The following is a 24873-nucleotide window of genomic DNA, read 5'->3' on the forward strand; positions in this document are numbered from 1 at the left end:
GTCAGGCGGCGGTGGTCGCAGATGAGGTCGCGGCCACCGCGGTGACGAAGGCCGGCGGCGGCGGGCTGCCCGCCGACAGCGTCAGCACCTCGTAGCCGGTCTCGGTGACCAGGATCGTGTGCTCCCACTGGGCCGACAGCGAGCGGTCTTTCGTGACGATGGTCCAGCCGTCGCCGGCCTCGCGGATGTCGCGCCGGCCGGCGTTGATCATCGGCTCGATCGTGAACACCATGCCCGGCACCAACTCCTCGAGCGTGCCCGGGCGGCCGTAGTGCAGCACCTGGGGTTCTTCATGGAACTTGCGGCCGATGCCGTGCCCGCAGAACTCGCGCACGATCGAGAAGCCGGCGTTCTCGGCGAAGGTCTGGATCGAGTGGCCAATGTCGCCCAGGTGGATGCCCGGCTTCACCTTGACGATGCCCTTCCACATGGCGTCGTACGTCATCTGGCACAGCCGGTTCGCGGCGATCGAGCCGTGGCCGACGACGAACATCCGGCTGGTGTCGCCGTGCCAGCCGTCCTTGATGACGGTGACGTCGATGTTGACGATGTCGCCCGCCTTCAGCGGCCGGTCGTTCGGGATGCCGTGGCAGACTTGGTGGTTGATCGAGGTGCAGATCGATTTCGGGTAGGGCGTGTAGCCCGGTGGCGCGTAGTTCAGCGGGGCCGGAATGCCTTGCTGGACGTCCACGATGTGGTCGTGCGCCAGCTTGTCGAGCTGCTCGGTGGTGATGCCCGGCTTCACGTGCGGCGTGAGCATGTCCAGCACTTCGGAGGCGAGCCGCCCGGCGATGCGCATGCCTGCGACATCCTCGGCGGTTTTGATCGTGATCGTCATGGGGCGGAATTATTGCACCGACCCCCGTAAAATCCCGGGTTTCCACCGGCAGTCCCTGAACACGACCCGGTCTCCAGAACCCGAAGCTGGCCCCAACGTGACGTCCACACCCAAGCATCTGCTGCACTTCGAGGGCGGCAACGCCTTGTCCGCCTTCCGCGCCCAGGCCCTGCTGCCGCGGCTGCAGGCGATCAGCCCGCGCATCACCGCCGTGCACGCCCGGCACGTGCACTGGGCCTGGAGCGACCAGCCGCTGGCGCGCGACGCCCACGACAAGCTCGCCGCGCTGCTCACCTACGGCGACGCCTATGCCGGTCCGTCAGACGGCGCGCTGGTGCTGGTGGCGCCCCGCCTGGGCACCGTGTCGCCCTGGGCCAGCAAGGCCACCGACATCGCCCACAACTGCGGCCTCGCGATCCGCCGCGTTGAACGCGTGACGGAATACCGCCTGGTGCTGAAAACCGGCCTGGCCGGCCTGCTGGGCGCCGCCAAGCCGCTGGAAGCCGGCGAGCTGCGGCAGGCCGCCGCGCTGCTGCACGACCGCATGACCGAGAGCGTGCTGTTGCAGCGCGACGACGCCGCCCACCTGTTCGACGAGCAGGCCGGCAAGGCGATGGAGCATGTCGACGTGATCGGCCACGGCCGCGCAGCACTGGCGACCGCCAACAAGGACTTCGGCCTGGCCTTGAGCGACGACGAGATCGACTACCTGGTCGCCGCCTTCACCGGCCTGAAGCGCAACCCGACCGACGTCGAGCTGATGATGTTCGCGCAGGCCAACAGCGAGCACTGCCGGCACAAGATCTTCAACGCCGGCTTCACGATCGACGGCGTCGAGCAGCAGCGCTCGATGTTCGCGATGATCCGCAACACCCACCAGCTCGCGCCGCAGCACACGGTGGTGGCCTACAGCGACAACGCGTCGGTGATGGAAGGCGGCCCCACGGAACGCTGGCTGCCGCAGGGCTACACCAACGCGCCGCTGTACGGCCCGCGCGAGGACACCGTGCACGTGCTGATGAAGGTCGAGACGCACAACCACCCGACGGCGATCTCGCCGTTCCCGGGCGCGTCGACCGGCGCCGGCGGCGAGATCCGCGACGAGGGCGCGACCGGCCGCGGCTCCAAGCCGAAGGCCGGCCTGACCGGCTTCAGCGTCTCGAACCTGCACCTGCCCGGCACCAACGAGCCGTGGGAGCAGTCGCCCTACGGCAAGCCGGAGCACATCGCGAGCCCGCTGCAGATCATGGTCGACGGCCCGCTCGGCGGCGCCGCGTTCAACAACGAGTTCGGCCGGCCCAACCTGGCCGGCTACTTCCGCGTCTACGAACAGACGGTCGACGGCCAACGCCGCGGCTACCACAAGCCGATCATGATCGCCGGCGGCCTGGGCAGCATCTCGGCCAGCCAGACGCACAAGATCCAGTTCCCGGCCGGCACGCTGCTGATCCAGCTGGGCGGCCCGGGCATGCGCATCGGCATGGGCGGCGGCGCGGCCAGTTCGATGGCCGCCGGCGCGAACGCGGCCGAGCTCGATTTCGATTCGGTGCAGCGCGGCAACCCCGAGATCGAGCGCCGTGCGCAGGAGGTCATCAACCACTGCTGGGCGCTGGGCGAATCGAACCCGATCCTCGCGATCCACGACGTCGGCGCGGGTGGCATCTCGAACGCCTTCCCCGAACTGGTCGATGGCGCGGGCCTGGGCGCGCGCTTCGACCTGAGCCAGGTGCCGCTGGAAGAGAGCGGCCTGGCCCCGAAGGAGATCTGGTGCAACGAGAGCCAGGAGCGCTACGTGATGGCGGTCTCGCCGGAGGCGCTGCCGATCTTCCGCGCGATGTGCGAGCGCGAACGCTGCCCGTTTGCGGTGGTCGGCGTGACGACCGCTGAGAAGCAGCTGGTGCTGGACAACCCCGGCACCCATTCGACAGGCTCAGGGCAATCGGAGTTCGTGATCGACATGCCGATGGAGGTGCTGCTCGGCAAGCCGCCGAAGATGCACCGCGACGTGAAGCGCATCGCGCGCACGCTGCCGGCGCTGCAGCTCACCGACGTGTCGCTCGACAAGGTGGCCTTCGACGTGCTGCGCCACCCGACGGTGGCGAGCAAGCGTTTCCTGATCACGATCGGCGACCGCACCGTCGGCGGGCTGAACCACCGCGACCCGATGGTCGGCCCGTGGCAGGTGCCGGTGGCCGATTGCGCGGTGACACTGGCCGATTTCCGCGGCTTCCGCGGCGAGGCGATGAGCCTGGGCGAGCGCACGCCGCTCGCGACGCTGGATGCGCCGGCGTCGGGCCGCATGGCGGTCGGCGAGGCCATCACCAACCTGCTGGCCGCGCCGATCGAGCTCGAGCGCATCAAGCTCAGCTGCAACTGGATGGCCGCCTGCGGCGAACCCGGCGAAGACGCCGCGCTGTACGACACCGTGAAGGCGGTCGGCATGGAGCTGTGCCCGGCGCTCGGCATCAGCGTGCCGGTCGGCAAGGACAGCCTGTCGATGCGCACCCGCTGGAGTGACGCCGGTGATGCGAAACAGGTGACGGCGCCGGTCTCGCTGATCGTCACCGCCTTCGCGACGCTGGCCGACGTGCGCGGCACGCTGACGCCGCAGCTGCAGCCCGGCGACACCACGCTGGTGCTGATCGACCTCGGCCAAGGCAGGAACCGCATGGCCGGCTCGATGCTGGCCCAGGTGCTGAACCAGTTCGGCGACGAGGTGCCCGATCTGGACGACCCGGCGCTGCTGAAGTCGCTGGTCGCCGCGATCAACCAGCTGCGCAGCCAGGGCCGGCTGCTGGCCTACCACGACCGCAGCGACGGCGGCCTGTGGGCGGCGGCCTGCGAGATGGCCTTCGCCGGCCACCTGGGCCTGAGCCTGAACGTCGACATGCTGGTCACCGAGAGCGACGGCATTGCCGACAGCCGCGCCGAGCATGGCGACTCGAAGAACTGGGCCGGGCAGGTCGGCGCGCGCCGCACCGAGCTGACGCTGAAGGCCTTGTTCAACGAAGAACTGGGCGCCGTGATCCAGGTGCCCACCGAGGCGCGCGACGAGGTGATGCAGGTGCTGCGCGCGCACGGCCTGGCCAAGCACAGCCATGCCATCGGCAAGACCAACCCGCGGGGCGTCGTCGAGGTGTGGCGCGATGCGAAGGCGGTGTTCAGCGCGCCGCTGCGCGACCTGCACCAGGCCTGGGACGACGTCAGCTGGCGCATCGCGAAGCTGCGCGACAACCCGGCCTGTGCCGACGCCGAGCACGAGGCCGCGGGCCGCGCCGGCGACACCGGGCTGCACCTGCAGCTGAGTTTCGACCCGTCGGAAGCGGTCGCGCCGTATGTCAACACCGCGCGCCCGAAGGTGGCGATCCTGCGCGAGCAGGGCGTCAACAGCCACCTCGAGATGAGCTACTCGATGGCGCAGGCCGGCTTCGACACCTTCGACGTGCACATGAGCGACCTGCAGACCGGCCGCGCGCGCTTCGACCAGTTCCAGGGCTTCGTCGCCTGCGGCGGCTTCAGCTACGGCGACACGCTGGGCGCCGGCGAAGGCTGGGCGCGCTCGGTGATGTTCAACCCGGTGCTGGCCGAGCAGTTCGCGGCCTTCTTCGGGCGCAGCGACACCTTCGCGCTCGGCGTGTGCAACGGCTGCCAGATGATGGCGGCGCTGTCGCCGATGATTCCCGGCGCACAGGACTGGCCGAAGTTCACCCGCAACCGCAGCGAGCAGTTCGAGGCCCGGCTGGCGCAGGTCGAGGTGCTCGAGAGCCCGTCGATCTTCTTCGGCGGCATGGCCGGCAGCCGGCTGCCGATCGCGGTGGCGCACGGCGAGGGGTTTGCCGATTTCTCGCAGCGCGGCGATGCGGCCAAGGTCAGGCGCGCGATGCGCTTCGTCGATGCCGCCGGCAAGCCGACCGAGGCCTACCCGGCGAACCCGAACGGCAGCCCCGACGGGCTGACGGCAGTGACCACCGCCGACGGCCGCTTCACGGTGCTGATGCCGCACCCGGAGCGGGTGTTCCGCAACGTGCTGATGAGCTGGACTTCGGGTGACATCAATGCGCACAGCCCGTGGATGAAGATGTTCCACAACGCCAGAAAGTGGATCGGCTGAGATCAACGATCAGGGAGAGAAGACGATGCACAGCAAACCGGTTCGCTACCTCGTGCTGATCGATGCCGCCGGCGCGTCGGTGGCGCGCATGTTCGATGAGCAGCTGCACCAGCTCAACGAGATCGACGGTGGGTCCGAAGAGGTCGCGGTGATGCTGCGCGGCCTCGCGCCGGCGCACTCGGCCGCCGACCCCGCGTGGGCACAGGCACTGCGCGGCCACAGCGCCGCCGAGCGTGCCGCGGCGCGCGTCTACACACTCGACGTCTGAGAACGATCCAATGCCCCACTGCATCCTCGAGTGCACGAAGTCGGTCGCGGCCCAGGTGCCGGTCGACCGGATGATGCGTGCCGTGCACGACGCCGCGCTCGCGAGCGAGCTGTTCACCGTCGGCGACGTGAAGATCCGCGTGCTGGTGCACGAGCACAGCCTGGTCGGCGGCATCAACGCCGACTTCGTGCATGTGTTCGCCTACGTGCTGACCGGCCGCAGCGAGGCCGACCGCAAGAAGCTGTCGGCCGCGATCGTGCGCGGCCTGGCGGCGCTGCTGCCGCAGTTGCAGGCCGTCTCGTGCGACGTGCGCGAGATGGACCGCGCAACCTTCAGCAACCGGCGCAATGCCGGCATCGACGCGTGAGCTGTGGGCGCTGTACCTGGTGACGGCGGTGCCGCCGGGGGCGATCGAATTCCTGAGGCAAACCCTGCGCCGCGCGCGCCGGTCGACGCAGTAGCATCCGTGGCCATGGCCCACCAGCCCGTCCACCACACCGTTCGCTCGCTGCTCGTCGACCTGTCGACGCCGTTCGAGCGCCGCTGGGCGGGCGGCGATGCCTTCCTGACGGCGTTCTTCAATGCGTTGTCGATGAGCTTCCCGGTCGGCGAGCAGTTCTTCATCGATTCGGTGCGGGCTGCCGCGAAGGCCTTGCCGGCCGACGCGCAGGCGAGCTTTGCCGACGAGGTGCAGGGCTTCATCGGGCAGGAGGCGACGCACCGCCGCATCCACGGGCTGTTCAACGGCCAGCTGGAAGCGCAGGGCCACCGCAACACCTGGGGGCCGCGGGCGGCGCGCCGCATCGCGCGCTTCGAGGGAGGCGACCCGCGCCATGCGCTGGCGGTGACGGCCGGCTACGAGCACTTCACCGCGATCATGGCGGCGTGGATGCTGCAGCACCCGCAGCAGCTCGACGGTGCCGAGCCGCGGCTGCGCACGATGTGGATGTGGCATGCGGCCGAAGAGACCGAGCACCGCAGCACCGCGTTCGACGTCTACCGGGCGAGCGGTGGCAACCACCGCTGGCGCCTCCGCTGGTTCCACGTGGTCACCTTCTTCTTCGTCACCGACGTGCTGCGCCAGACGCTGCGCAACCTGTGGCACGACGGTGCGCTGCTGCAGGGCCGCACGTGGCGCAGCGCATGGCGGCTGCTGTTCGCGAAAGGCGGGCTGGTGCGCGACACCTTCGGGCCGTGGCGGGCGTACTTCCGGGCTGATTTCCACCCGCAGCAGCAGGACGAGCCGCGGGCCGAGGCCTGGCTGCGCGACAACGCGGGACAGTTCCGCGAGGTGTAGCGCTGGCGTCAGGCTGCTTGGAGCACCCGCATTTCGATCCGCATACCGGCCGCAGTCGCCATGTTGACGAGCGCATCGAGTGCAAACAGGTTGATCTTTCCGCGCACCAGATCGGAAACACGCGGCTGCGTCACGCCGAACAAGGCTGCTGCCTGCGCCTGACTCATTTCCTTCCGCGCGATGTGCTCGGAGATGGCACTCATCAGCACGGAGCGCAGCTTCATGTTCTCGGCGTCTTCTGGCGTGTCTTCGATGGCATCCCACACGCTGGCAAATCGTTGCTTGCTCATTGACCGGGCTCCTTCACGTAGATCACGTCGGCATTTTGTCTTGACCGGCCTCCCGGTTTTTGAGCAAACAGGTCCGTGAAGGGACCGGGTGGCGGCAAAGAAACCCCGTTCGCCCTGAGCCTGTCGAAGGGTGGGACTGAGCTTGGCGAAGGCCCTGCCGCGTCGGACACAACCCTTCGACGGACGGGCCCTCGACCAGCTCGGTCCCTGCTCAGGGCGAACGGGTGGTGGCTGCTTCTTGAGGGCACAACTCAGCATGGCATCACCTGCACCGACGTTCCTCCCAGCACCGCATTCCCCGACAACGGATCCCGCAGCGAATCGTCCAGCACCGCGTTGAGGTTCGCGCCGGGGCGCTCGGCGGCCACGGCCAGGCGCGCGCCGGGCAGGGCGTGGCCCCAGCCGTGCGGCAGGCTGATCACGCCGGGCATCATTTCGTCGCTGACCTCCACCTGCACCTCGATCGATTGGTCCGCCGCCCGGGCGATGCGCGCCTGGCCGCCATGCTGCAAGCCCCAGCGCGCGGCATCCTGCGGGTGGACCAGCGCGGTGCAGCGGAACGGGCCTTTCGCCAGCGTCGGCAGGTTGTGCATCCAGCTGTTGTTCGAGCGCACCTGGCGGCGGCCGATGATCACCGCGTCGTGCGTGCCGGCCCGCGCATCGGCGGCCACCCGCTGCAGGTCGCCCAGTAGGCTCGGTGGCGCGAGTTCGATGCAGCCCGACGGCGTGCGCAGCAGCTCGGGCACGCGCGGCGCCAGCGGGCCGAGGTCGATGCCGTGCGGCGCGGCCTTCAGCTTGTCCAACGTCAGGCCATCGGGCTGGCGGCCGAAGCCGTCGCCGAACGGGCCGCTGCGCAAGGCCAGGTCGAGCAGCCGCTCCGGGCCTCGGTGTGCCGACACCATCTGCATCACCGTATCCGCCCGGTCACCGGCCAGCTTGCGAACGTCCTCGGCCACCAGCGCATCGTCGAGCGCGTCGATGTCGGCCTGCGCGCCGCGCCCCTGAACCAGCGCGGCCAGCCGCAGCAGCGTCTCCCACTCGGCCGGCGTGCCGGCCGGCGGTGGCAGTACCGCCGGGCTGTAGCGCGCATGGTTGCGCACGCTGAACTGCGGGAACGCGACGTCGTAGTGCGTGTCCTCCAGCGGCGACAGCCCCGGCAGGATCACGTCGGCATGGCGCGTCGTCTCGTTCAGGTAGATGTCCAGGCTCAGCATGAACTCGAGCCCCTCCAGCGCCTTCGCCAGCCGCGGCCCGTTCGGTGCCGACAGCACAGGGTTGCTCGCGATCGTGATCAGCGCCTTCACCTGGCCCTCGCCCGGCGTCTCGATCTCCTCGGCCAGGCAGGTCATCGGCAGCTCGCCATACACCTCCGGCGCGCCGCTGACGCGGCTGCGGTGCCGTCCGGTCACGATGCCGCGGCCGCGCCCCGGCGTGCCGGCGGTGTTGGCCGCGAAAGCCGCGGCCTGCGGAAACATTGCGCCGCCCGGCTCGTCCAGGTGGCCGGTCAGGATGTTCAGCACGTCGATCAGCCATGAGCAGGTGGTGCCGTAGGCCTGCACGCAGGTGCCGAGGCGGCCATAGACGCAGCCGTGCTCGGCCGCGGCGAGTTCGCGTGCGAGGCTGCGGATCACGTCCGCATCGATCCCGCAGCGCGCGGCCATTGCGTCGGCGCTGAAGGGCTGCACCGCGTCGCGCAGCGCGTCAACGCCCTTCACATGCGGCTCCAGGCGCCCGAGCTTCACCAAGCCCTCGGCGAACAGCGTGTGCACCATCCCGAGCAGCAGGAACACATCGCCGCCCGGCCGGATGAAATGGTGCGCATCGGCGAGCACGGCCGTTTCGGTGCGCCGCGGGTCGATCACCACCAGCCGGCCGCCGCGCGCCTTCATCGCCTTGGCCTTGCCGCGGAAATCCGGCACCGTCCACAGGCTGCCGTTGCTGGCCATCGGGTTCGCGCCGAGCATCAGCAGGAAGTCGCAGCGTTCGATGTCGGGCACCGCCATCGACAGCCAGTGGCCGTACATCAGCCCGTTCGACAGCTGCTTGGGCATCTGGTCGAGCGTCGACGCCGAGAAGAAATTGCGCGTGCCCAGCGCCTTCAGCAGCCGCGGCATGTACAGCAGCAGCCCCATCTTGTGGGCCGACGGGTTGCCCAGCGTCAGCGCGATGCTGTCCTTGCCATGAGCCTCGCGCAGCGGCAGCAGGCGGCGCTCGATCTCGGCGAAGGCCTCGTCCCACGTGGCCTCGACGAAGCGCGCGCCGCGCCGGATCAGCGGCGTGCGCAGGCGGTCCGGGTCCTCGTGCAGGTCTTTCAGCGCGACGCCCTTCGGGCACAGGAAGCCGGCGCTGAACACGTCGGCCGCGTCGCCGCGGATCGTGCCGATGCGGCCGGCGCCGTCGACCTGCACTTCGAGGCCGCAGCAGGCCTCGCACAAGGGGCAGATGCGCAGGGCAGTGCGTGAAGTCATCGTCGTCTCCTGGATGCGGATCGTTGCCGCAGCCTCGCCTTTATGCGCCCGTCGACGCCGCCTGTCCGTCACCGAGGCGACGCAGCAGCTGCGCCGTCTCGGCATCGGCCGGGAAGAAGGTCTCCAGTGCCAGCTCCGACAGCGTGATGTCCACCGGCGTGCCGAACACCGTGGTCGTGCTGATGAACGACAGCACGCCAAGCGCGCTGCGGATCTGCAGCGGCACCGCGACCGCGCTCCAATCCTCACCGCCCGGCGGGCTGTCGTCGCCGGGGTAGGCCTGCAATTCTTCGAGCAGCGCGGCCAGCACCGGGTCGCCGCTCAGGTGGACCTGCGTGCGCAGCCGCGCAAACAAATGCGTGCGCCACGCGTTCAGGTTGACGATCTTCGGTGCCACGCCGTCCGGGTGCAGGCTCAGCCGCAACACGTTGACCGGCGGCTGCAGCAGCTGCGGCGCGATGCCGTCGAGCAGCAGCAGCATCGGCCGGTTGTGCGCCAGCAGGTTCCAGTGCCGGTCGACGGCCAGCGCCGGGTGCGGCTCGTGCGCCCGCAGCACCAGGTCGACCGCATCGCGCGCCGCCTTCAGCGCCGGGTCGTCGAGCGTGCGTTCGCGGTACAGCGGCGCGAAGCCGGCGGCCGTCAGCAAGGTGTTGCGCTCGCGCAGCGGCACCTCCAGCGCCTCGGCCAGGTGCAGCACCATCGCGCGGCTCGGCGCCGCGCGGCCGGTCTCGACGTAGCTCAGGTGGCGGGTGGAGATGTCGGCATCGCTCGCCAGGTCGAGCTGGCTCAGGCGCCGACGCTGCCGCCATTCACGCAGCAGGGCGCCGACCGGTGTCAAGCCGCAACCGCCTTGCGCTCGACCATCCGCGGCAGCCGCACCACCGCGCGCAGGCCTTGCGGCTGCACCGGCTGCAGCTCGACGGTGCCGGTGTGCCGCTCGACGATCTCCTTGACGATCGCGAGGCCGAGCCCGCAGCCGTTGCCCTCGTGCGTCGCGCGGGCGAAGCGCTCGAAGACCCGCTCGCGGTCGGCCTCGGCGATGCCCGGGCCGTTGTCCTCGACCTCCAGCACCGCCTGGCTGTCCTGCGCCGACAGCCGCACCGTGACGACGCTGCCGTCGCCGGCGTAGCGGATCGCGTTGTCGACCAGGTTGAGCAGCGATTCGCGCAGCAGCAGCGCATTGCCGTGGATCTCGATCGGCTTCTCGTCGCCCTCATCGAGCCCGAGGTCGACACCCGCATGCCGGGCGCGCGGCACCAGCTCGGCCGTCACCTCGCTCGCCAGCCGCCGCAGGTCGACGCGCGTGCGGCCCTGCGCCGCCACCGATTCCGGTTCGGCGCGCGCCAGCGTCAGCAGCTGGTTGATCAGGTGCGCGCTGCGCGTCGCGCTCTCGTGCACGCGGCGCAGCCGCGCCTGCAGCGCCGGGTTGTCGGTCTCGGTCAGCGCGAGCTCGGTCTGGCTCTTCAGGCCCGCCAGCGGCGTGCGCAGCTGGTGCGCCGCATCGCTGATGAAGCGCTTCTGCACCGACACGTTCTCGTGCACCTGGGCCAGCAGGCTGTTCAGCGCCTTCACCAGCGCGCGCACTTCCTCGGGTGCGGCCTCGAGCTTGATCGGCGCCAGGTCGTTCGGCGCGCGGTCCTCGACCTCGGCGCGCAGCCGCGCCAGCGGCGCGAGGCCGGTGCGGATGCCGCCCCAGACGATCACCGACATCAGCGCCACCAGACCGGACAACGGCAGCGCGGTGTCGACCAGGATCTGGCGCGCGAGCTCCTCGCCGCTGGCGCGGCTGCGCGCCACCTGCACCAGCATGCGCTGCGGCGCGTTCTCGTCGCCGAACGACAGGTACATCGCCGCGACGCGGATGCCCAGCTGGTTGGACTTTTCCTTCATGCTGCCGTTGTAGAAATAGGTCTCGCCGAGGCGCGCATCGGTGACCGGTGGCGGCGGCAGCTTGTTGTTGCCGAGGATGAATTCGCCGGGCGGCGTGCTGACCATGTAGTACACGCGGTCGTCGGGGTCGGCCTCGATGATGTCCTGCGCGGCGCGCGGGAAATCGATGAACAGCCCGTTGCCGATCGGCTTGACCTGGCGGGCGAGCGCGCGCGTGGCGGTCTTCAGCGCGGCGTCGATCGCGCGATTGGCATAGCGGTCGGCGACGTTGTAGGTGACGTAGGCGGCGGCCAGCCACAGCACCAGCTGCGGCAGCAGCAGCCACAGCAGCAGGTGGCGGTGCAGCGAGCGCGTGCCGGGCGTCACGCCGGGCACGCGGCGCAGGGCCAGCTTGAACGGCGAGAGCATCCGGGTCAGCTGCTAGCTTCGGCTTCCAGCAGGTAGCCGAGGCCGCGCACCGTGCGGATCGCCAGGCCCGAGCCATCGAGCTTGCGCCGCAGGCGGTGGATGTAGACCTCGATCGAGCCGGCGTTCGCATCGCCGCGCTCCACCGCCCAGGCCTCGGCAATCTGCTCCTTGGTCACCACCTTGTCACGCTGCGTGAGCAGCAGGTCCATCAGCATCCATTCGCGCGGTGACAGCTCCATCGCCTCGTTGTCGATCGCGGCGCGGCGGGTGTCGCGGTCGAAGCTCAGCCGCCCCATCTCCTGCGCCGACGCGGCGGCCACGTTGCGGCTGCGGCGCAGCAGCGCGCGGATGCGGGCCTCCAGCTCGGGGAAGTCGAAGGGCTTGGTCAGGTAGTCGTCGGCGCCGGCGTTCAGCCCGGCGACGCGGTGGTCGAGCCCGTCGAGTGCGGTCAGCACCAGCATCGGCAGCGTCGGCCGGGCGGCGCGCACGCGCTTCAGCACGGTCAGGCCGTCGACCAGCGGCAGCCCCAGGTCGAGCACGCCGAGGTCGAACTGCTGGCGCAGCAGCAGGTACTCGGCGACGGCGCCGTTCGGGGCCACGTCGACCTCGAAGCCGGCCAGCGCCAGGTTGGCGCTGAGGGCATCGGCAAGGATGGCGTCGTCTTCGGCGAGCAGCAACTTCATGGGCGGAGCTTACAGACTTCAGTGGCGAATCCGCATCGCCGGATACCCGAACCGCCCCGGGTGCTGGCACACTGGACCGATCCTCGACTGCCCCGGTGGCCCGCATGCACGACCACGCTGCACTGATCCAACGCTTCTACGAAGGCTTCTGCCGCCGCGACTGGTCCGCGATGGGGGCCTGCTACCACCGCGAGGTCCACTTCACCGACCCGGTGTTCGACCTGCACGGCGCCGATGCCGGGATGATGTGGCGCATGTTGTGCACCAACGGGCGCGACCTGCGGCTCGAATACACCGGCATCCAGGCCGATGACCGCCAGGGTTCGGCGCACTGGGAGGCGAACTACACGTTCTCGGCGACCGGGCGCAAGGTGCTGAACATCATCGACGCGAGCTTCGAATTCCGCGACGGGCTGATCGTGCGGCATGTCGACCGCTTCGATTTCTGGGCCTGGTCGCGGCAGGCGCTCGGGGCCCCGGGCTGGGCGCTCGGCTGGTCGAGCTTGCTGCAGAACAAGATCAAGGCCAAGGCGGCCGGCAGCCTGGCGCAGTTCAAGGCGAAGAACCCAGCCTAGGCCATCCCGCCGTTGATCGAGATCACCTGGCCGGTGATGTAGCCGGCCTCGTCGCCCGCAAGAAACCCCACCAGCGCCGCCACCTCGTCCGCCGTGCCGGCGCGCTTGGCCGGCACCAGCTGCGCGATCGCCTTGTCGTCGAAGGCCTGCGCCGTCATGCGCGACGCGATGATGCCCGGCGCGACCGCGTTCACCGTGATGCCGCGGCCCGCGAGCTCCAGCGACAAGGCCTTGGTCGCGCTGTTCAACGCGCCCTTGGCGGCCGCGTAGTTCGTCTGCCCGCGGTTGCCCATCACGCCGGCCACCGACGAGATGTTGATCACCCGGCCCCAGCGCGTGCGGATCATCGGCATCACCAGCGGCTGCGTCACGTTGAAGAAGCCGTGCAGCGACACGTCGATCACGCGGTGCCATTGCTCCTCGCGCATCGCGGGGAACACCGCGTCGTCGTGCAGCCCGGCGTTGTTGACGACCACCTGGATCGCGCCGGCCTCGGCCAGCGGCAGCAGCGCCGCCTCGCAGGCCGCGCGGTCGGTCACGTCGAAGCACACCGCCTCGGCCGAGCCGCCCGCGGCCTTCAGCTGCAGCGCCAGCAGCTCGACCGCCTCGGGCCGCGAGTTGGCGTGCAGGATCACATGGAAGCCGTCGCGCGCCAGCCGGCGGGCGATCGCGCTGCCGAGTTCGCCGCTCGCGCCGGTGACCAGCGCGCGGCGCGGGGGAGGGGTGTCGCTCATCGGGACTCTCCAGGATTGAGCACGACCGCGGCGCGGCCGTCGGCCACCGGCGCACCGGCATGCTGCACGCGGAACGTGTAGAGCAGCTGGTGCGCATCGCCCGCCACGCGCTCGGCGACCACTTCCAGGTCGCCCGCAAGCTCGTGCAGGTGCAGCCGGTGGCAGTGCACGCCGCGTGCGCTCGCGAGGAAGCCGGGTGAGGCCGGCGCACCGGTCGACTGCGCGAGCAGCGCGCCATGCAGCGCCATCGCCTGCGCGGCGTACTCGATGGCCGCGGTCGCGAGCAGGCCCGACGCGGTGCGCAGCGGGTGGTCGGCGGCACGGTGGCCGGTCGCGCGGCAGCGGATGGCCTGCGCGTCCCAGGCCAGCAGGCCGTCGAGCAGGCACATCGACCCGGCATGCGGGATCAGCGCCGCGATGCCGGCGTGATCGAGCTGCACCGGTTCGCTGCTCATGGTCGATGGATGTCGACGCGCAACGACAGCCCGGGCTGGCAGTCGAGCACCACGCGGCCTTCATCGCCGCGAGCGATCAGCTCGAGCAGCGGCAGCGCGCGCGCTGCGGGGATCTGCTGCCGCAGCGCCTCGAGCCCGGCGTCGCGGCATGGCGTCGACGGCTGCGGCGCCTGCGCCGCAAGTGTCAGCCGCGCGAGCGCGCGATCGCCAGCCGGCTGCAGCACCAGCGCGATGCCCAGGCTGTCGGGCAGCGGCCGCGTCGCGTTCAGCGGCTCGGGGTAGGGCGTGTCGCTCGCGACCAGCAGCACCGGCTGCGGCTGTGAATGCAATTGCCCCGCGGCCTCGATCAGCCCGGCCGCGAAGCTGGTGTCGAAGCCGCACAGGCTGGTCGACGCGGCGCGGCCGGTGACCGCGATGTGCCAGTAGCCCGCCGCGGCGTTGTGCACGGAGTTCGTGAAGCGCGTCGGCGACACCAGCCGGTCGCTGCCGGCCAGCGCCTCGCACAGCGCATGGCAGTTCGCGCCATCGCCGCTCGACGATGCGAACACCGTGGCCGCCAGCGCCGGGTCGATGCCGCTGTGCAGGCAGGCCTCGTCGGCGACGGCCAGCGCGATCTTGATCGCGGCCCCGGCGCGGCGCCGTTCGGCCGCCGGCAAGCGCGCCGGGGGCGGCACCGCGGTGGGCGCGCGCGCATAGGCGAGCTGCCCACCGAGCACCTGCGCGCCCTGCGCCCAGTCGGCGAGACCGGGGCCGCACAAGCCGATGCCTTGCACGAAGAGCGTGGCCATCAGGCAGCTCCGAACACGAGGCTGGCGTTCGAGCCGCCGAAGCCGAACGAATTGCTCAGCACATGCCGCAGCGGCGCGGCGCGGCTGAGGTCGACGTAGTTCGCGTGCAGCTCTGCATCCGGCTGCAGGCGGTTCAGCCCGCCGGGCAGCAGGCCGTGCTGCAGCGCCAGCAGGCTCAGCACTGCCTCGACGCCGCCGGCCGCGCCCAGCGTGTGGCCGGTCGCGCCCTTGGTCGAGCTGCAGGGCGTCGCCGGGCCGAACACGGTCTGCACCGCGCGGTCTTCGGCCGCGTCGTTGTTGTGCGTCGCGGTGCCGTGCAGGTTGATGTAGTCGATGTCGCCCGGTTGCAGCCCGGCACCGGCCAGCGCCTGCTGCATCGCGTCGACCGCGCCGCCGCCGTCGGGCAGCGGCGAGCTCATGTGGAAACCATCGCTGCTCTCGCCGGTGCCGAGCAGCCAGCCCTGCGGTTCGGGGATGCCCGGGGCCTTGCGCTCCAGCAGCGCGAACGCCGCGGCCTCGCCGAGCGACAGCCCGTTGCGCCCGGCATCCCACGGCCGGCAGATCTGCGGCGACAGCAGCTCCAGCGAGTTGAAGCCGTACAGCGTCGTCAGGCACAGGCTGTCGACGCCGCCGACCACGGCCGCGTCGATCCAGCCGAGTTCCATCAGCCGCACGGCCGCCGCGAACACCTTGGCGCTCGACGAGCAGGCGGTCGAGACCACCCACTGCGGGCCGTCGAGCTGCAGCGCGAGCGCGACGAAGCGCGCCAGCGAGCCGGTGTTGTGCGTCTCGGCGTAGTGGAAGTCGGGCGGCAGCGCGCCGTCGGGGCCGCGCCGGCGGTAGGCGTGCTCGGTCTGCAGGATGCCGGAGGTGCTGCTGCCCAGCAGCACCGCGACGCGCTGCGCGCCATAGCGCTCGCGTGCCGCACGCACCGCCGCGCGAAAGCCGTTCTGCTGCAGCCCGAGCCAGGCCAGGTGGTGGTTGCGGCAGTCGTGGGTTTCCAGCTCGGCCGGCAGTGCGATCGCATCGACGCCGGCGACCTCGCCGACGTGGCAGGTCAGCGCCACGTCCTCGAAGCGGCACGGCGCGAGCCCGCTGCGGCCGTCGCGCAGCGCCTGCAGGTGGGTCTCGTTGCCGGCCCCGAGCGCGCTCGTGACCGTCATCCGGGTGATCGCGACGGGCTTCATGGGGTCACCGACGCGTTGATCGTCGCCACGGCCGTTTGCGCAGGCCAGGCATCGGTGAGCCGCACGAAGCGAAGCCCGGCTTGCTGCGCCTGCGCGATCAGCAGTGGCAGCACGTCCAGCACCACCGGCCGGCCCTCGGGCGTGCTCGCGCAATGGCCGTCGTGCAGCAGCAGGATGTCGCCGCCGCGCAGGCCGCGCGTCAGGCGCGCGAGCACGCGCTGCGTGTCGCCGTCGCGGGTGTCGAAGCCGCGGCGCGTCCAGCTCGCGAGCCGCAAGCCCATGCGGTGCAGCAGCGGGTCGAGGAACACGTTGCGCAGGCCGGCCGGCGCACGGAACAGCGTCGGGCGCTCACTGGTCGCACCATGCAGGAAGGCCTGTGCCTGCTGCAGCTCGCGTGCAATGCGGCGCGGGCCGAACACCGAGAACGCATGCGGGTGCCGCCAGCTGTGGTTCTGCACGCTGTGGCCGCGTCGCACGATCTCGCGCAGCAGGGCAGGGTGGGCGGCGGCGCGCTCGGCGATCACGAAGAAGGTGGCCTTCACGCCGGCCGCGTCGAGTTGGTCCAGCACCTGCGGCGTCAGCACCGGGTCCGGGCCGTCGTCGAGCGTCAGCGCGATCTCGCCGCGCGCCGCGGCCTCTGCGGGCAACCGCGTGATGTTGTCGCCCAGCCAGGTCGAGCGCGGCCACAGCCCGAGCAGCGTGATCGCGAGGTGGTTCAGCACGACCGCGCCCAGCGCCCACGGCCAGTCGCTGGGCGAGCGCAGCACCGCGAGCAGTGCCAGCAGGTGCAGGCCGGCGCTGAGCAGCAGGAAGACGGGAACGGGCCAGGTCGTCACGCGAAGCGCGGGCGAGGGTGGAAGCGAAGGTGAAGGCTGCAGGGGGGTCATCGAATGCGTCGAATCGTCGAATCCGGGTGGAAAGCGCTGCCCGCCAGCAGGGGAAATCAGGGCTCGGATTGTCCCACACCGCCCGTGCGGCGCGCCCAGCTGGCCGACAGCAGCAGGCACAGCAGCGTGCCCGGCGCCACCACCTCGCCGAGCGCCACCAGCAGCGGCACGCTGGAGCTGCACAGCAGCGCGAACGACGCGACGATCGTCAGGTTGGCCAGCAGCAGCGAGGCGAGCGTTTCGGCGTCCGCCTGCGGCGTGCCTTGTTCCGGCCCTTGCTGCGCCAGCTGGTCGAAGAACAGCGCGTAGTTCGACCCCACCGCCACCACCAGCAGCAGTCCGACCAGGTGCAGCACGCCGAGTGCGACGCCGGCCAGCGTGAGACCGGCCAGCACCAGCACCACGCTGGCCACCAGCGGCAGCGCGACGCGCCACAGCCGGCGCAGCGAGCGCAGCCCGGCGTACAGGATCAGCAGCACGGCCAATGCGCCGAGCGCGCTCTGCCAGAAGGCCTCGCGCAGGTAGCGCGCATAGAGCGCATCGAGTTCGGGCTGGATCTCGACGACGCGGGTGTCGGGCAGGCCCTGCATCGCATCGCGCAGCCGTGCCGCGGGCAGCGCCTGCGTGCCGGCGCGCAGGCTCAGCAGCACGGTCCACGGCCGGCCCTGCGTGCCGGGCAGCAGCTGGGCCTGCAGCGCGGTCGCGAGCGGCGTGCCGTCGTAATCGGCGCGCGTCACCGGCCTGGCCTGGCGTTGCGCCTGCACGTCGGCGATGAAGGGCTCGAGCCGGTCGGCGGGCAGCAGGCCGTCGGCGGTGGCGGGCTTCAGCCGGGCGCGCAGTGTGTCGGCATCGGGCAGCGCGGCCTGGCGGGCGGCCTGCGTGGCGGCGCTCGGCAGCAGCCGGGTCGGCGATTCGTAGCCGGCGAGCAGGCCGGCGGCCACCAGCGGATCGAGCCGCGCGCTGGCCTGCTCGGCGCGCTGCAGCGCGGTCGCTTCGTCCGGCGCCTCGATCGCGACCAGCGTGCCCAGCTCGGCCGCACCCAGGTCGGCGCGCAGCGAGGCATCGAGCGTCAGCGCCTGTTTCGACACCGGGCTCAGGTGCGTCAGCTGGCCGCGCCACGCGCTCGGCAGCACCAGCAGCAGCGCGAGCGCGGCCGCGCCGAGGCCGCCCCAGAACCAGCGCAGCCGCGGCAGCGCGCCGGCCATGCGCGCGGTCGCTTCGCCGAGGCGCATCCGCAGCCCCAGGCCGGGTGCGCCGTCCGGTGCCAGGTCGGTCAGCACGTAGCGGGTCGTCAGCGCCGCCGCCAGCAGCCCGGCCACCGAGAACACGCCGAGCTGCGCCAGCCCGCCGAAGCCGGAGAACACCAGCGCCGAGAAGCCGGCCAGCGAGGTCAGCAAGCCCCAGCGCACGGTCGGCCAGTTGTGGCGGCGCCAGTGCAGCGCGCCGGCGCCGGTGCCCGGCGCGGAGCGGGCCTGCACCAGGTAGTAGATCGCGTAGTCGACCGCCTCGCCGATCAGCGTGGTGCCGAAGCCGAGCGTCATGCCGTGCACCTGGCCGAAGCCCAGGCTCACCGCGACGGTGCCGGCCAGCACGCCGCTTGCGACCGGCAGCAGCGCGACACCCAGCGCCTTCAGCGAGCCGAACGCGAGCAGCAGCAGCGCAAGCACGATCGCGCCGTCCCACAGCGCGAGCCGCTCGACCTCGGCCTTGATCAGCGTGCGCGATTGCACGCCCAGCACGCCGGCGCCGGAAAGGTCGAGCGACAGCCCGCGCGCGGCCCACGGTTCGAAGGCACGGTGCAGCGTGTCGATGGCTTGCGCCTGGCCGTCGAGATCGGAACCACCGGCGCGCGTGATCGCCACCAGCAGCGCGCGCGGCTGGCTGCGCGACACCCACACGCCGGCCTCGACGCGCGGCCCGCCCGACGGCAGCAGCGTTTCGGCGAGCCGCGCCATCTCGCCGGTCGGGTCGCGCCACAGCAGCGGCTTGATCCACGCACCGGCCGGCGTGCCGAGCATCGAGGTGGTGTCGGCGATGCCGTCGCGCAGGCCATCGACGCTGAAGCGTTGCGCATCGACGGCCGGGCTCAGCAGGTAGCGGCGGGCCATCAGCAGTTCGCCGACGGCCTTCGGGGCGCCGAGGTTGTCGCCGTTGTTGACGCTGTCGAATTCGCCGCTCGCGCGCAACGCGGTCGCGAGGCCGCGCGACGCTTCGCCGCGCAACGCGGCATCGCCGCCGCGCACGCCGACCAGCATCACGCGGGCGGTCACGCCATGGCGCAACTGCTCGAGCAGCACGCGCTGTTCGGCACTCGGCGACGACGGCAGGAAGGCCGACAGGTCGGCGACGTAGGTGGCGCGCGTGGCGAGCCAGGCGCCGAGCAGCATCGCCGCGAGCCAGACCCAGGCGGCAGGACGACGCAGCGCCTGGAGGTTCATGGCGCGCGGGTCTCGACGATCTTCATCGTCGAGCGGTCACCGCCGGCCAGTTGCACCTGCACCTCGGTCAGCGCGGCGCGCACGCCGCTGACCGTGACGCGCGCGACCTGCTCGCGCAGCAGCGGCTCGCGCGGCACCAGCTCGAGCGTCCATTGGTCGAGGCTGCCGCTGAACTGCAGCGTGAAATGGCGGTCGAGCAGCTCGCGGTTGCCGGTCAGCGTGCCGCGCACCGCCTCGACCAGCACCTGGGCTTCGGGCACGGTGTCCAGCGGCACGCTGCGGCTGCGGCTGCCCTGGCTCATCGTCAGCGTGTTGCCGGCCACGGCCAGGCGTTCGCGGCGCGGCTTCAGCGTTTCGCGCACGAAGGTGTCGGGCGCCGCGAAGCTCAGCCGGCCGGACGATTCGAGCGTGCGCGTCATGTCCTGCAGCGTGACCTGGCGCTGCTCGGTGAACGTGGCCTCGCCCGATTTCACCGTGGCCAGCAGCTGCAGCAGGCTGCCCACGTCGGCAGGCGCGGCCCACGTGGCGGTGCTCACCAGCGCCAGCATCCACCAGACGAGCTTGCGCAGGGATGTCATGGTTTCCAGAAGTCGTAGAAGTTGAACCAGTTGAACGGCTGCTCGCGGCACAGCGTTTCGAGCAGCGCCACGTAGCGCCGCTGCACGTCGGCGATGGCCGCATCCTGCGCCTCCCGGCCGGTGGGTCGCTCGCTCAGGTCGGCCAGCGGCACGAAGCGCAACTCGTAGCGGTTGCCGCCGAGGTACAAGCCGGTCATGAACACGACCGGCCGGCGCAGCAGCGCGGCGAGCCGGAACGGGCCGTCGGAGAACGTCGCCTCGTCGCCGAGGAAGGGCAGGCGGTGGCTGACCGAGCGGGCCGATGCGGCACCCGGCACGCTGCGGTCGCCGAGCAGGCCGGCGACACCGCCGTCGTCGAGCCAGTTGCGCAGGCGCAGCATCGACTCGAGCTGCCCGAGCGCGATGATGTGCAGCGGCGTGTCGGGTGCGATCGCCTTCAGCGTGGCGTTGATCATCCGCGCATTGTCTTCGTACATCACCATCGCGACCCGCAGCCCGGCGCGCGACTGCCCGAGCGCGCGCATCACCTCGAAGCTGCCGAGGTGCGCGCCGATCAGCAGCGCGCCCTGGCCGCGGGCGAGCACGGCGTCGAAGTGCGCGCTGCCTTCGATGCGGATGTCGAAGCCGTCGAAGCGCTGCTGCAGCAGGTAGACGCGGTCGAGCACGGTCGACGCGAACGCGTGCAGGTGGCGCAGCCGCTCGCCGAAGGTGGGGGCTCGGCCGAGCACGCGCCGCAGGTACTGCGCCGAGGCCCGCGAAGGCGCACCGCTGAACCACAGGAAGTACAGCGCGATCGGGCCGAGCAGCAGGCGTGCGACCGGCCGGCCGAGGCCGACCGCGATGCGCCGCATCAGCGTCAGCGTCCACAGGTTGCTGCGCTCGCGCTGGGCGGTCCAGGTGCCGTCGGCGGGTGTCGTCATCGGGCCGTCGGCGACAGGTCGAAATGCCCGCTCGCGCAGCGCGTCGCCTGCCCGTCGACGAGCTGGCTGACCTCGAAGCGCAGGCGCGTCGCTGCGGCATCGACGGCATCCCAGTCGATGCGCAGCTCGGCATCGGGCCCGACCGTCGCGACGAACTTGACGGCGCCGACCTGCAGCGGATCGAGCGCGATGCCGTGCGAGCGCACCGCCTCGACCACCTCGGCCAGCAGCAGCACGCCGGGCACGATCGGCCGGCCGGGGAAGTGCCCCGCGAAGGCCGGGTGCGAAGCCGGGATGCGCACGGTCGCGACAGGCATGCGGGCGGCCTACTGGAGGTGCTCGGCCGCGAGCGCGGCCAGGCGTTGCGCCGGCAGCTTGCCGGTGGCGTCGCGCGGCAGCGCCGGCAGCAGCACGATGCGCCGCGGCAGCAGCACCGGGTCGAGCCGCAGCCGCAGCGCGGCGAGCAGCGCCTCGCGGGTCAGCGTGCCGGTGACGACGAAGGCCACCGTGCGGGCGATGCCCTCGACGCTGTCGGCCGGCGGCAGCCAGAACGCGCCGTCGCGAACGCCGTCGATGCTGTTGAGCTGGAAGTTCAGGTGCGACAGCGAGCTGCGTTTGCCGGCGACGTTGATCAGGTCGTTGCTGCGGCCGAGCAGCCGGAAGCGTGTCGGCGACAGCACCTCCAGCACGTCGGCGAGCAGCACCGGCTCGGGCACGTGGCCGCCGCTGACGATGCTCTCGCCGCCATCGCCGCGCAGGCGCACGCCGTCGTAGGTGAGCCATTCGGCACCGTCGGTGGTGCGGCGCGTCGCGACCTGGCCGGCCTCGGTGCAGCCGTAGATCTCGACCAGCGGCGCCTGCCACGCGGCTTCGGCGCGCGCGGCCATCTGCGGCGACAGCGGCGCGGTGGCCGACAGCACCAGGTCGAGCGGCGGCAGCGCGACGCCCGCATCGAGCAGCGTCTTCAGGTGGAACGGCGTGGTCACCAGCACGCGCGGCCGCGGCAGCTGCGCCAGCACCGCGGCGATGTCGGCCGGCAGCAGCGGCTTTTCGGCGGCGAACGATGCGCCGCCCAGCATCGCGAGCAGCACGGTCGACTCGAAGCCGTACATGTGGTGCGGCGGCACGGTGCCCAGCAGGCTGACGCCGGCGAGGCTGTCGCGGCCCAGGTGGCGGGCGATGCGCGCGGCCTCGGCGCGGATGTTCTCGACCAGCAGGTCCCAGCGCTTGGCATGGCGTGTCGGCTGGCCGGTGGAGCCGGAGGTCAGCACCTGCGCGACCACGGTGTCGGGCGCGAAGCAGGGCGTGTCGGTGATGGTGTCGGCGCGGCCCGGCGTGATGTCGTCGAAGCGCAGCGAAGGCAGCGCGTGCGGCCCGGCGCCGGCTTCGAGCAGGCCGTGCGTGCGCGGGAACAGGCCGAGCAGGCGCTCCACCATGTCCGGCGTGTGGTTCGGCGGCATCAGGTTGAACTGGCCGCGCTGCATCGCCGCGCCCAGCGACAACGCGAAGCGGTAGCGGTCGTTGCAGACGGCGAGCACGGCGTCGCCATCGGGCAGCTGGCGTGCCAGCGCGTCGACATCCGCGAGGTACTGGCGGCGGCTGATCGGCAGGCCGGCGCGCCAGGCGAGCGGCGCGTCGAGCGGCGCGCCGGCGAGCAGCGGCAGTGTCTGCGGCAACGACGGGCCGGCGCTCATCACGGCGTGTCGGAGGCGGCGGCGCTCGCGCGGTAGGCGCGCACGGCGTCGAGGAAGGCGACGCGTTCGAACTCGGGGTGCAGCCGGTAGCGCAGCAGGTACTCGATGGCGAACATCGCGACCAGCGAGACCGGCGTCAGCACGTTGGCGAACAGCGACCAGGCGGCGAGCGGCGCGAAGCCGAACAGCAGGAAGGAGCTGCCGGCGATCGCGAGGAAGTAGACCGTCCAGGCCACGGTGACGTGCCGCGTGTAGACCACCATCGTCGGCTGCATCGGATCGTGCAGGCGGCGCGCCAGTTGCGTGATGAAGGGTTCGCGCCCGCCGCGCAGCGTGCGGCCGAACCACCAGGCGAGGCCCAGGTGGATGCCGGCATGCTGGGCCAGGTACAGCCACGAGACCGGCAGCCGCGAGCCGTTGAGCAGCACCGCGACGGCGAGCGCCGCGAGCACCAGCGCGACCAGCCGGTTGCCCGCCTGCCACAGGCCCCACAGCGCGGCGCCGACCATCGGGCCGAGCAAGGTGAGCAGCGCCAGCACCGAGCCGGCGTCGCGGCTGACGAGGTGGTGCGCGAGCAGCGCATACGCCCCGAGGCCGACGGCGGCCAGACCCCAGCGGGCATGCGCGTTCATGGCGTCACTGGGTTCGGTGCGTGGCGATGTGGCCGGCCAGGCTGCGCAGCGACGAGAAGATGCGCAGGTTGTCCTCGTCGCCCGAGCGCAGCTGGAAGCCGTAGCGCTTGGACACGACGAGCGCCAGTTCGAGGATGTCGATCGAATCGAGCCCGAGGCCTTCGCCATACAGCGGTGCATCGGGGTCGATGGCGCCGGGGGCGATCTCCAGGTTGAGGGATTCGACCAGGAGCGTGCCGACTTCCGGCAACAGGGGGGTGTCAGCTGAACTCATGCAGTCTCGGGCTACTTGCTACTCGTGCGGATGGGCCTGTGCAGTGGGGTCCGCACAATCAAAGTGCGCGATTTTAGCGGAGCCCGGGTTGCGGCATCCGTCACAGGCCGTACCATCGCCCGACCCTGGCCACCGTCTGCAGCCCATGCCCGACCGCGTTGATCGCGTTCCGCCCGCTCGCTCTTCGCCCGAGTCGGTCGACGGCGTGGTGCACCTGCCGCACAGTGCGCTGACCGCCTACTACCCCGACGGCGACGCCCAGGCCCGCGAGCGCTTCATCCGCACGGCCTTCGACGACACCGCGGGCGACTACAACCGCCTCGAGCGCATCCTCGGCCTGGGCACCGGGTCGTGGTACCGCCGCCAGGCGCTGCTGCGCGCGGGCCTGGCGCCCGGCATGCAGGTGCTCGACCTCGGGATGGGCACCGGGCTGGTGTCGCATGAAATCCTGCACGTGACGAACGAGCCGCAGCGGTTGATCGGCGTCGACCCGAGCCCGGGGATGATGGCGCAGGCCCACCTGCCGCCCCAGGTCCGCTGCCTGGTGGGCCGGGCCGAGGCGCTGCCGGTGCCCGACGCGAGCATCGATTTCCTGGTGATGGGCTATGCGCTGCGCCACATCGAGGATTTCTCGGTCGCCTGCGCCGAATTCCGCCGCGTGCTGAAGCCGGGCGGGCGGCTGCTGATCCTCGAGATCACCAAGCCGGGCGGGCGCATCGCCACCGCGCTGCTCAAGCTCTACATGCGCGGCGCGCTGCCGCTGCTGGCGCGCTTCGTCTCGAAGGCCGAGGGCACGCCCCGGCTGTGGCGCTACTACTGGGACACCATTGCCGCCTGCGTGGCGCCGGCCGAGGTGCTGGCGACCTTGCGCGCGGCCGGCCTGCACGATGCGGGCCGCTATGTGGAACTCGGCATCTTCTCGGAATACGGAGCCCGCGGCTGATGAACCTGCCTTCGCATCAACTGACCATGACGGTGCTGATGACGCCCGACATGGCGAACTTCACCGGCAACGTGCACGGGGGCAGCGTCCTGAAGCTGCTCGACCAGGTGGCCTACGCCTGCGCGAGCCGCTATGCGGGACGCTACGTGGTGACGCTGTCGGTCGACCAGGTCACGTTCAGGCAGCCGATCCACGTCGGCGAGCTGGTGACCTTCCTCGCGTCGGTCAACCACACCGGCAACACCTCGATGGAGATCGGCATCAAGGTCATCACCGAGAACATCCGCACGCAGACGGTGCGGCATGCCAACAGCTGCTTCTTCACGATGGTCGCGATGGACGACGAGCGCCGGCCGGCCACGGTGCCGCCGCTGGTGCCGGTGACGCCCGACGAGATCCGCCGCAGCAAGGCGGCCCAGGTGCGGCGCCAGCTGCGCCAGGAGTTCGAGCAGCGCGCCACGTCGATGAAGCCTTGACGTGTCGGATGCGGAGTGCACAAATGCGCTCCTCATCAA

Annotated in this window: 25 protein-coding genes; 7 read left to right on the plus strand and 18 right to left on the minus strand. The window is 71.3% G+C overall.

Annotation, left to right across the window (positions count from 1 at the left end):
* Position 1 precedes the first annotated feature (1 nt).
* Positions 2–838, minus strand: coding sequence for a type I methionyl aminopeptidase (gene map / locus BUE42_RS06860; protein ID WP_073463875.1), 837 nt, complete (start codon positions 836–838; stop codon positions 2–4).
* A 97-nt stretch (positions 839–935) separates the two neighbouring features.
* On the opposite strand from map, the gene purL reads away from it, so the two are divergent.
* From purL to BUE42_RS06880, 4 genes are all read left to right on the plus strand, one after another.
* The gene (purL, locus tag BUE42_RS06865; protein ID WP_073463876.1) at positions 936–4949 is read left to right on the plus strand and encodes a phosphoribosylformylglycinamidine synthase; all 4014 of its coding nucleotides are present in this window, start codon (positions 936–938) and stop codon (positions 4947–4949) included.
* Positions 4950–4974: 25 nt separating this feature from the next.
* The gene (locus BUE42_RS06870) at positions 4975–5217 is read left to right on the plus strand and encodes a hypothetical protein (protein ID WP_073463877.1); all 243 of its coding nucleotides are present in this window, start codon (positions 4975–4977) and stop codon (positions 5215–5217) included.
* 10 nt (positions 5218–5227) lie between these two features.
* Positions 5228–5584 (plus strand): 5-carboxymethyl-2-hydroxymuconate Delta-isomerase, encoded by a 357-nt coding sequence (locus BUE42_RS06875; protein WP_073463878.1) that lies wholly within the window; start codon positions 5228–5230, stop codon positions 5582–5584.
* A gap of 105 nt (positions 5585–5689) precedes the next feature.
* Positions 5690–6514, plus strand: coding sequence for a metal-dependent hydrolase (locus tag BUE42_RS06880; RefSeq protein ID WP_073463879.1), 825 nt, complete (start codon positions 5690–5692; stop codon positions 6512–6514).
* A gap of 8 nt (positions 6515–6522) precedes the next feature.
* On the opposite strand, the gene BUE42_RS06885 is transcribed toward BUE42_RS06880, so the two are convergent.
* From BUE42_RS06885 to BUE42_RS06905, 5 genes are all read right to left on the minus strand, one after another.
* Entirely contained in the window at positions 6523–6804 is a 282-nt protein-coding gene (locus BUE42_RS06885; protein WP_073463880.1) for a helix-turn-helix domain-containing protein, read from the minus strand.
* Positions 6805–7055: 251 nt separating this feature from the next.
* Complete coding sequence (locus BUE42_RS06890) at positions 7056–9272, minus strand: molybdopterin-dependent oxidoreductase (protein ID WP_073463881.1); 2217 nt, start codon at positions 9270–9272, stop codon at positions 7056–7058.
* Positions 9273–9312: 40 nt separating this feature from the next.
* Positions 9313–10110 (minus strand): helix-turn-helix domain-containing protein, encoded by a 798-nt coding sequence (locus BUE42_RS06895; RefSeq protein WP_073463882.1) that lies wholly within the window; start codon positions 10108–10110, stop codon positions 9313–9315.
* Positions 10107–11570 (minus strand): sensor histidine kinase, encoded by a 1464-nt coding sequence (locus BUE42_RS06900; protein ID WP_073463883.1) that lies wholly within the window; start codon positions 11568–11570, stop codon positions 10107–10109. The genes BUE42_RS06895 and BUE42_RS06900 overlap by 4 nt, the downstream gene beginning before the upstream one ends.
* 5 nt (positions 11571–11575) lie before the next feature.
* A complete protein-coding gene (locus tag BUE42_RS06905) occupies positions 11576–12253 on the minus strand; it encodes a response regulator transcription factor (protein ID WP_073463884.1) in 678 nt (225 codons plus the stop codon).
* 104 nt (positions 12254–12357) lie between these two features.
* Here BUE42_RS06905 and BUE42_RS06910 point away from each other — a divergent pair, with 104 nt between their 5' ends.
* A complete protein-coding gene (locus tag BUE42_RS06910; protein ID WP_073463885.1) occupies positions 12358–12828 on the plus strand; it encodes a nuclear transport factor 2 family protein in 471 nt (156 codons plus the stop codon).
* Here BUE42_RS06910 and fabG read toward each other — a convergent pair.
* From fabG to BUE42_RS06970, 12 genes are read right to left on the minus strand one after another with little or no spacing between them, the layout of a single operon-like run.
* A complete protein-coding gene (gene fabG, locus BUE42_RS06915; protein WP_073463886.1) occupies positions 12825–13562 on the minus strand; it encodes a 3-oxoacyl-ACP reductase FabG in 738 nt (245 codons plus the stop codon). The genes BUE42_RS06910 and fabG overlap by 4 nt on opposite strands.
* Positions 13559–14017, minus strand: a complete 459-nt coding sequence (locus BUE42_RS06920; protein WP_073463887.1) for a hotdog family protein — start codon at positions 14015–14017, stop codon at positions 13559–13561. The genes fabG and BUE42_RS06920 overlap by 4 nt, the downstream gene beginning before the upstream one ends.
* Positions 14014–14805, minus strand: coding sequence for a beta-ketoacyl synthase chain length factor (locus tag BUE42_RS06925; RefSeq protein ID WP_073463888.1), 792 nt, complete (start codon positions 14803–14805; stop codon positions 14014–14016). Before BUE42_RS06925 ends, BUE42_RS06920 begins: the two co-directional genes overlap by 4 nt.
* Positions 14805–15992 (minus strand): beta-ketoacyl-[acyl-carrier-protein] synthase family protein, encoded by a 1188-nt coding sequence (locus BUE42_RS06930; RefSeq protein WP_073463889.1) that lies wholly within the window; start codon positions 15990–15992, stop codon positions 14805–14807. Before BUE42_RS06930 ends, BUE42_RS06925 begins: the two co-directional genes overlap by 1 nt.
* Positions 15989–16879, minus strand: coding sequence for a polysaccharide deacetylase family protein (locus tag BUE42_RS06935; protein WP_073463890.1), 891 nt, complete (start codon positions 16877–16879; stop codon positions 15989–15991). Before BUE42_RS06935 ends, BUE42_RS06930 begins: the two co-directional genes overlap by 4 nt.
* A gap of 56 nt (positions 16880–16935) precedes the next feature.
* The gene (locus BUE42_RS06940; RefSeq protein WP_073463891.1) at positions 16936–19317 is read right to left on the minus strand and encodes an MMPL family transporter; all 2382 of its coding nucleotides are present in this window, start codon (positions 19315–19317) and stop codon (positions 16936–16938) included.
* Positions 19314–19895 (minus strand): LolA family protein, encoded by a 582-nt coding sequence (locus BUE42_RS06945; protein WP_073463892.1) that lies wholly within the window; start codon positions 19893–19895, stop codon positions 19314–19316. Before BUE42_RS06945 ends, BUE42_RS06940 begins: the two co-directional genes overlap by 4 nt.
* Complete coding sequence (locus BUE42_RS06950; protein WP_073463893.1) at positions 19892–20815, minus strand: LpxL/LpxP family acyltransferase; 924 nt, start codon at positions 20813–20815, stop codon at positions 19892–19894. Before BUE42_RS06950 ends, BUE42_RS06945 begins: the two co-directional genes overlap by 4 nt.
* Positions 20812–21132 (minus strand): ApeI family dehydratase, encoded by a 321-nt coding sequence (locus tag BUE42_RS33660; RefSeq protein ID WP_073463894.1) that lies wholly within the window; start codon positions 21130–21132, stop codon positions 20812–20814. Before BUE42_RS33660 ends, BUE42_RS06950 begins: the two co-directional genes overlap by 4 nt.
* 9 nt (positions 21133–21141) lie before the next feature.
* Complete coding sequence (locus tag BUE42_RS06960; RefSeq protein WP_073463895.1) at positions 21142–22509, minus strand: AMP-binding protein; 1368 nt, start codon at positions 22507–22509, stop codon at positions 21142–21144.
* Positions 22509–23141 carry a COG4648 family protein gene (locus BUE42_RS06965; protein ID WP_073463896.1) on the minus strand — a complete coding sequence of 211 codons (633 nt, stop codon included), beginning with the start codon at positions 23139–23141 and terminating at the stop codon, positions 22509–22511. The genes BUE42_RS06960 and BUE42_RS06965 overlap by 1 nt, the downstream gene beginning before the upstream one ends.
* 4 nt (positions 23142–23145) lie before the next feature.
* The gene (locus BUE42_RS06970; RefSeq protein ID WP_073463897.1) at positions 23146–23415 is read right to left on the minus strand and encodes a phosphopantetheine-binding protein; all 270 of its coding nucleotides are present in this window, start codon (positions 23413–23415) and stop codon (positions 23146–23148) included.
* 145 nt (positions 23416–23560) lie between these two features.
* On the opposite strand from BUE42_RS06970, the gene BUE42_RS06975 reads away from it, so the two are divergent.
* Together BUE42_RS06975 and BUE42_RS06980 are read left to right on the plus strand one after the other, a co-directional pair.
* Positions 23561–24358, plus strand: a complete 798-nt coding sequence (locus BUE42_RS06975; RefSeq protein ID WP_083613939.1) for a class I SAM-dependent methyltransferase — start codon at positions 23561–23563, stop codon at positions 24356–24358.
* The gene (locus tag BUE42_RS06980) at positions 24358–24834 is read left to right on the plus strand and encodes an acyl-CoA thioesterase (RefSeq protein WP_073463899.1); all 477 of its coding nucleotides are present in this window, start codon (positions 24358–24360) and stop codon (positions 24832–24834) included. Before BUE42_RS06975 ends, BUE42_RS06980 begins: the two co-directional genes overlap by 1 nt.
* Positions 24835–24873 lie beyond the last annotated feature (39 nt).

The organism is Rhizobacter sp. OV335, from assembly GCF_900142965.1.
Lineage (GTDB): Bacteria > Pseudomonadota > Gammaproteobacteria > Burkholderiales > Burkholderiaceae_C > Rhizobacter.

What these genes read in the sequence shown, in the direction of transcription:
- BUE42_RS06950 (WP_073463893.1), bottom strand. Translation starts at nt 20,815, where the DNA reads ATGACGACACCCGCCGACGGCACCTGGACCGCCCAGCGCGAGCGCAGC.
- BUE42_RS06970 (WP_073463897.1), bottom strand. Translation starts at nt 23,415, where the DNA reads ATGAGTTCAGCTGACACCCCCCTGTTGCCGGAAGTCGGCACGCTCCTG.
- BUE42_RS06910 (WP_073463885.1), top strand. Translation starts at nt 12,358, where the DNA reads ATGCACGACCACGCTGCACTGATCCAACGCTTCTACGAAGGCTTCTGC.
- BUE42_RS06935 (WP_073463890.1), bottom strand. Translation starts at nt 16,879, where the DNA reads ATGACCCCCCTGCAGCCTTCACCTTCGCTTCCACCCTCGCCCGCGCTT.
- BUE42_RS06940 (WP_073463891.1), bottom strand. Translation starts at nt 19,317, where the DNA reads ATGAACCTCCAGGCGCTGCGTCGTCCTGCCGCCTGGGTCTGGCTCGCG.
- BUE42_RS06905 (WP_073463884.1), bottom strand. Translation starts at nt 12,253, where the DNA reads ATGAAGTTGCTGCTCGCCGAAGACGACGCCATCCTTGCCGATGCCCTC.
- map (WP_073463875.1), bottom strand. Translation starts at nt 838, where the DNA reads ATGACGATCACGATCAAAACCGCCGAGGATGTCGCAGGCATGCGCATC.
- BUE42_RS06875 (WP_073463878.1), top strand. Translation starts at nt 5,228, where the DNA reads ATGCCCCACTGCATCCTCGAGTGCACGAAGTCGGTCGCGGCCCAGGTG.
- BUE42_RS06965 (WP_073463896.1), bottom strand. Translation starts at nt 23,141, where the DNA reads ATGAACGCGCATGCCCGCTGGGGTCTGGCCGCCGTCGGCCTCGGGGCG.
- fabG (WP_073463886.1), bottom strand. Translation starts at nt 13,562, where the DNA reads ATGAGCGACACCCCTCCCCCGCGCCGCGCGCTGGTCACCGGCGCGAGC.
- BUE42_RS06980 (WP_073463899.1), top strand. Translation starts at nt 24,358, where the DNA reads ATGAACCTGCCTTCGCATCAACTGACCATGACGGTGCTGATGACGCCC.
- BUE42_RS06975 (WP_083613939.1), top strand. Translation starts at nt 23,561, where the DNA reads ATGCCCGACCGCGTTGATCGCGTTCCGCCCGCTCGCTCTTCGCCCGAG.
- BUE42_RS33660 (WP_073463894.1), bottom strand. Translation starts at nt 21,132, where the DNA reads ATGCCTGTCGCGACCGTGCGCATCCCGGCTTCGCACCCGGCCTTCGCG.
- BUE42_RS06920 (WP_073463887.1), bottom strand. Translation starts at nt 14,017, where the DNA reads ATGAGCAGCGAACCGGTGCAGCTCGATCACGCCGGCATCGCGGCGCTG.
- BUE42_RS06870 (WP_073463877.1), top strand. Translation starts at nt 4,975, where the DNA reads ATGCACAGCAAACCGGTTCGCTACCTCGTGCTGATCGATGCCGCCGGC.
- BUE42_RS06885 (WP_073463880.1), bottom strand. Translation starts at nt 6,804, where the DNA reads ATGAGCAAGCAACGATTTGCCAGCGTGTGGGATGCCATCGAAGACACG.
- BUE42_RS06900 (WP_073463883.1), bottom strand. Translation starts at nt 11,570, where the DNA reads ATGCTCTCGCCGTTCAAGCTGGCCCTGCGCCGCGTGCCCGGCGTGACG.
- BUE42_RS06925 (WP_073463888.1), bottom strand. Translation starts at nt 14,805, where the DNA reads ATGGCCACGCTCTTCGTGCAAGGCATCGGCTTGTGCGGCCCCGGTCTC.
- BUE42_RS06930 (WP_073463889.1), bottom strand. Translation starts at nt 15,992, where the DNA reads ATGAAGCCCGTCGCGATCACCCGGATGACGGTCACGAGCGCGCTCGGG.
- BUE42_RS06945 (WP_073463892.1), bottom strand. Translation starts at nt 19,895, where the DNA reads ATGACATCCCTGCGCAAGCTCGTCTGGTGGATGCTGGCGCTGGTGAGC.
- BUE42_RS06880 (WP_073463879.1), top strand. Translation starts at nt 5,690, where the DNA reads ATGGCCCACCAGCCCGTCCACCACACCGTTCGCTCGCTGCTCGTCGAC.
- BUE42_RS06960 (WP_073463895.1), bottom strand. Translation starts at nt 22,509, where the DNA reads ATGAGCGCCGGCCCGTCGTTGCCGCAGACACTGCCGCTGCTCGCCGGC.
- BUE42_RS06890 (WP_073463881.1), bottom strand. Translation starts at nt 9,272, where the DNA reads ATGACTTCACGCACTGCCCTGCGCATCTGCCCCTTGTGCGAGGCCTGC.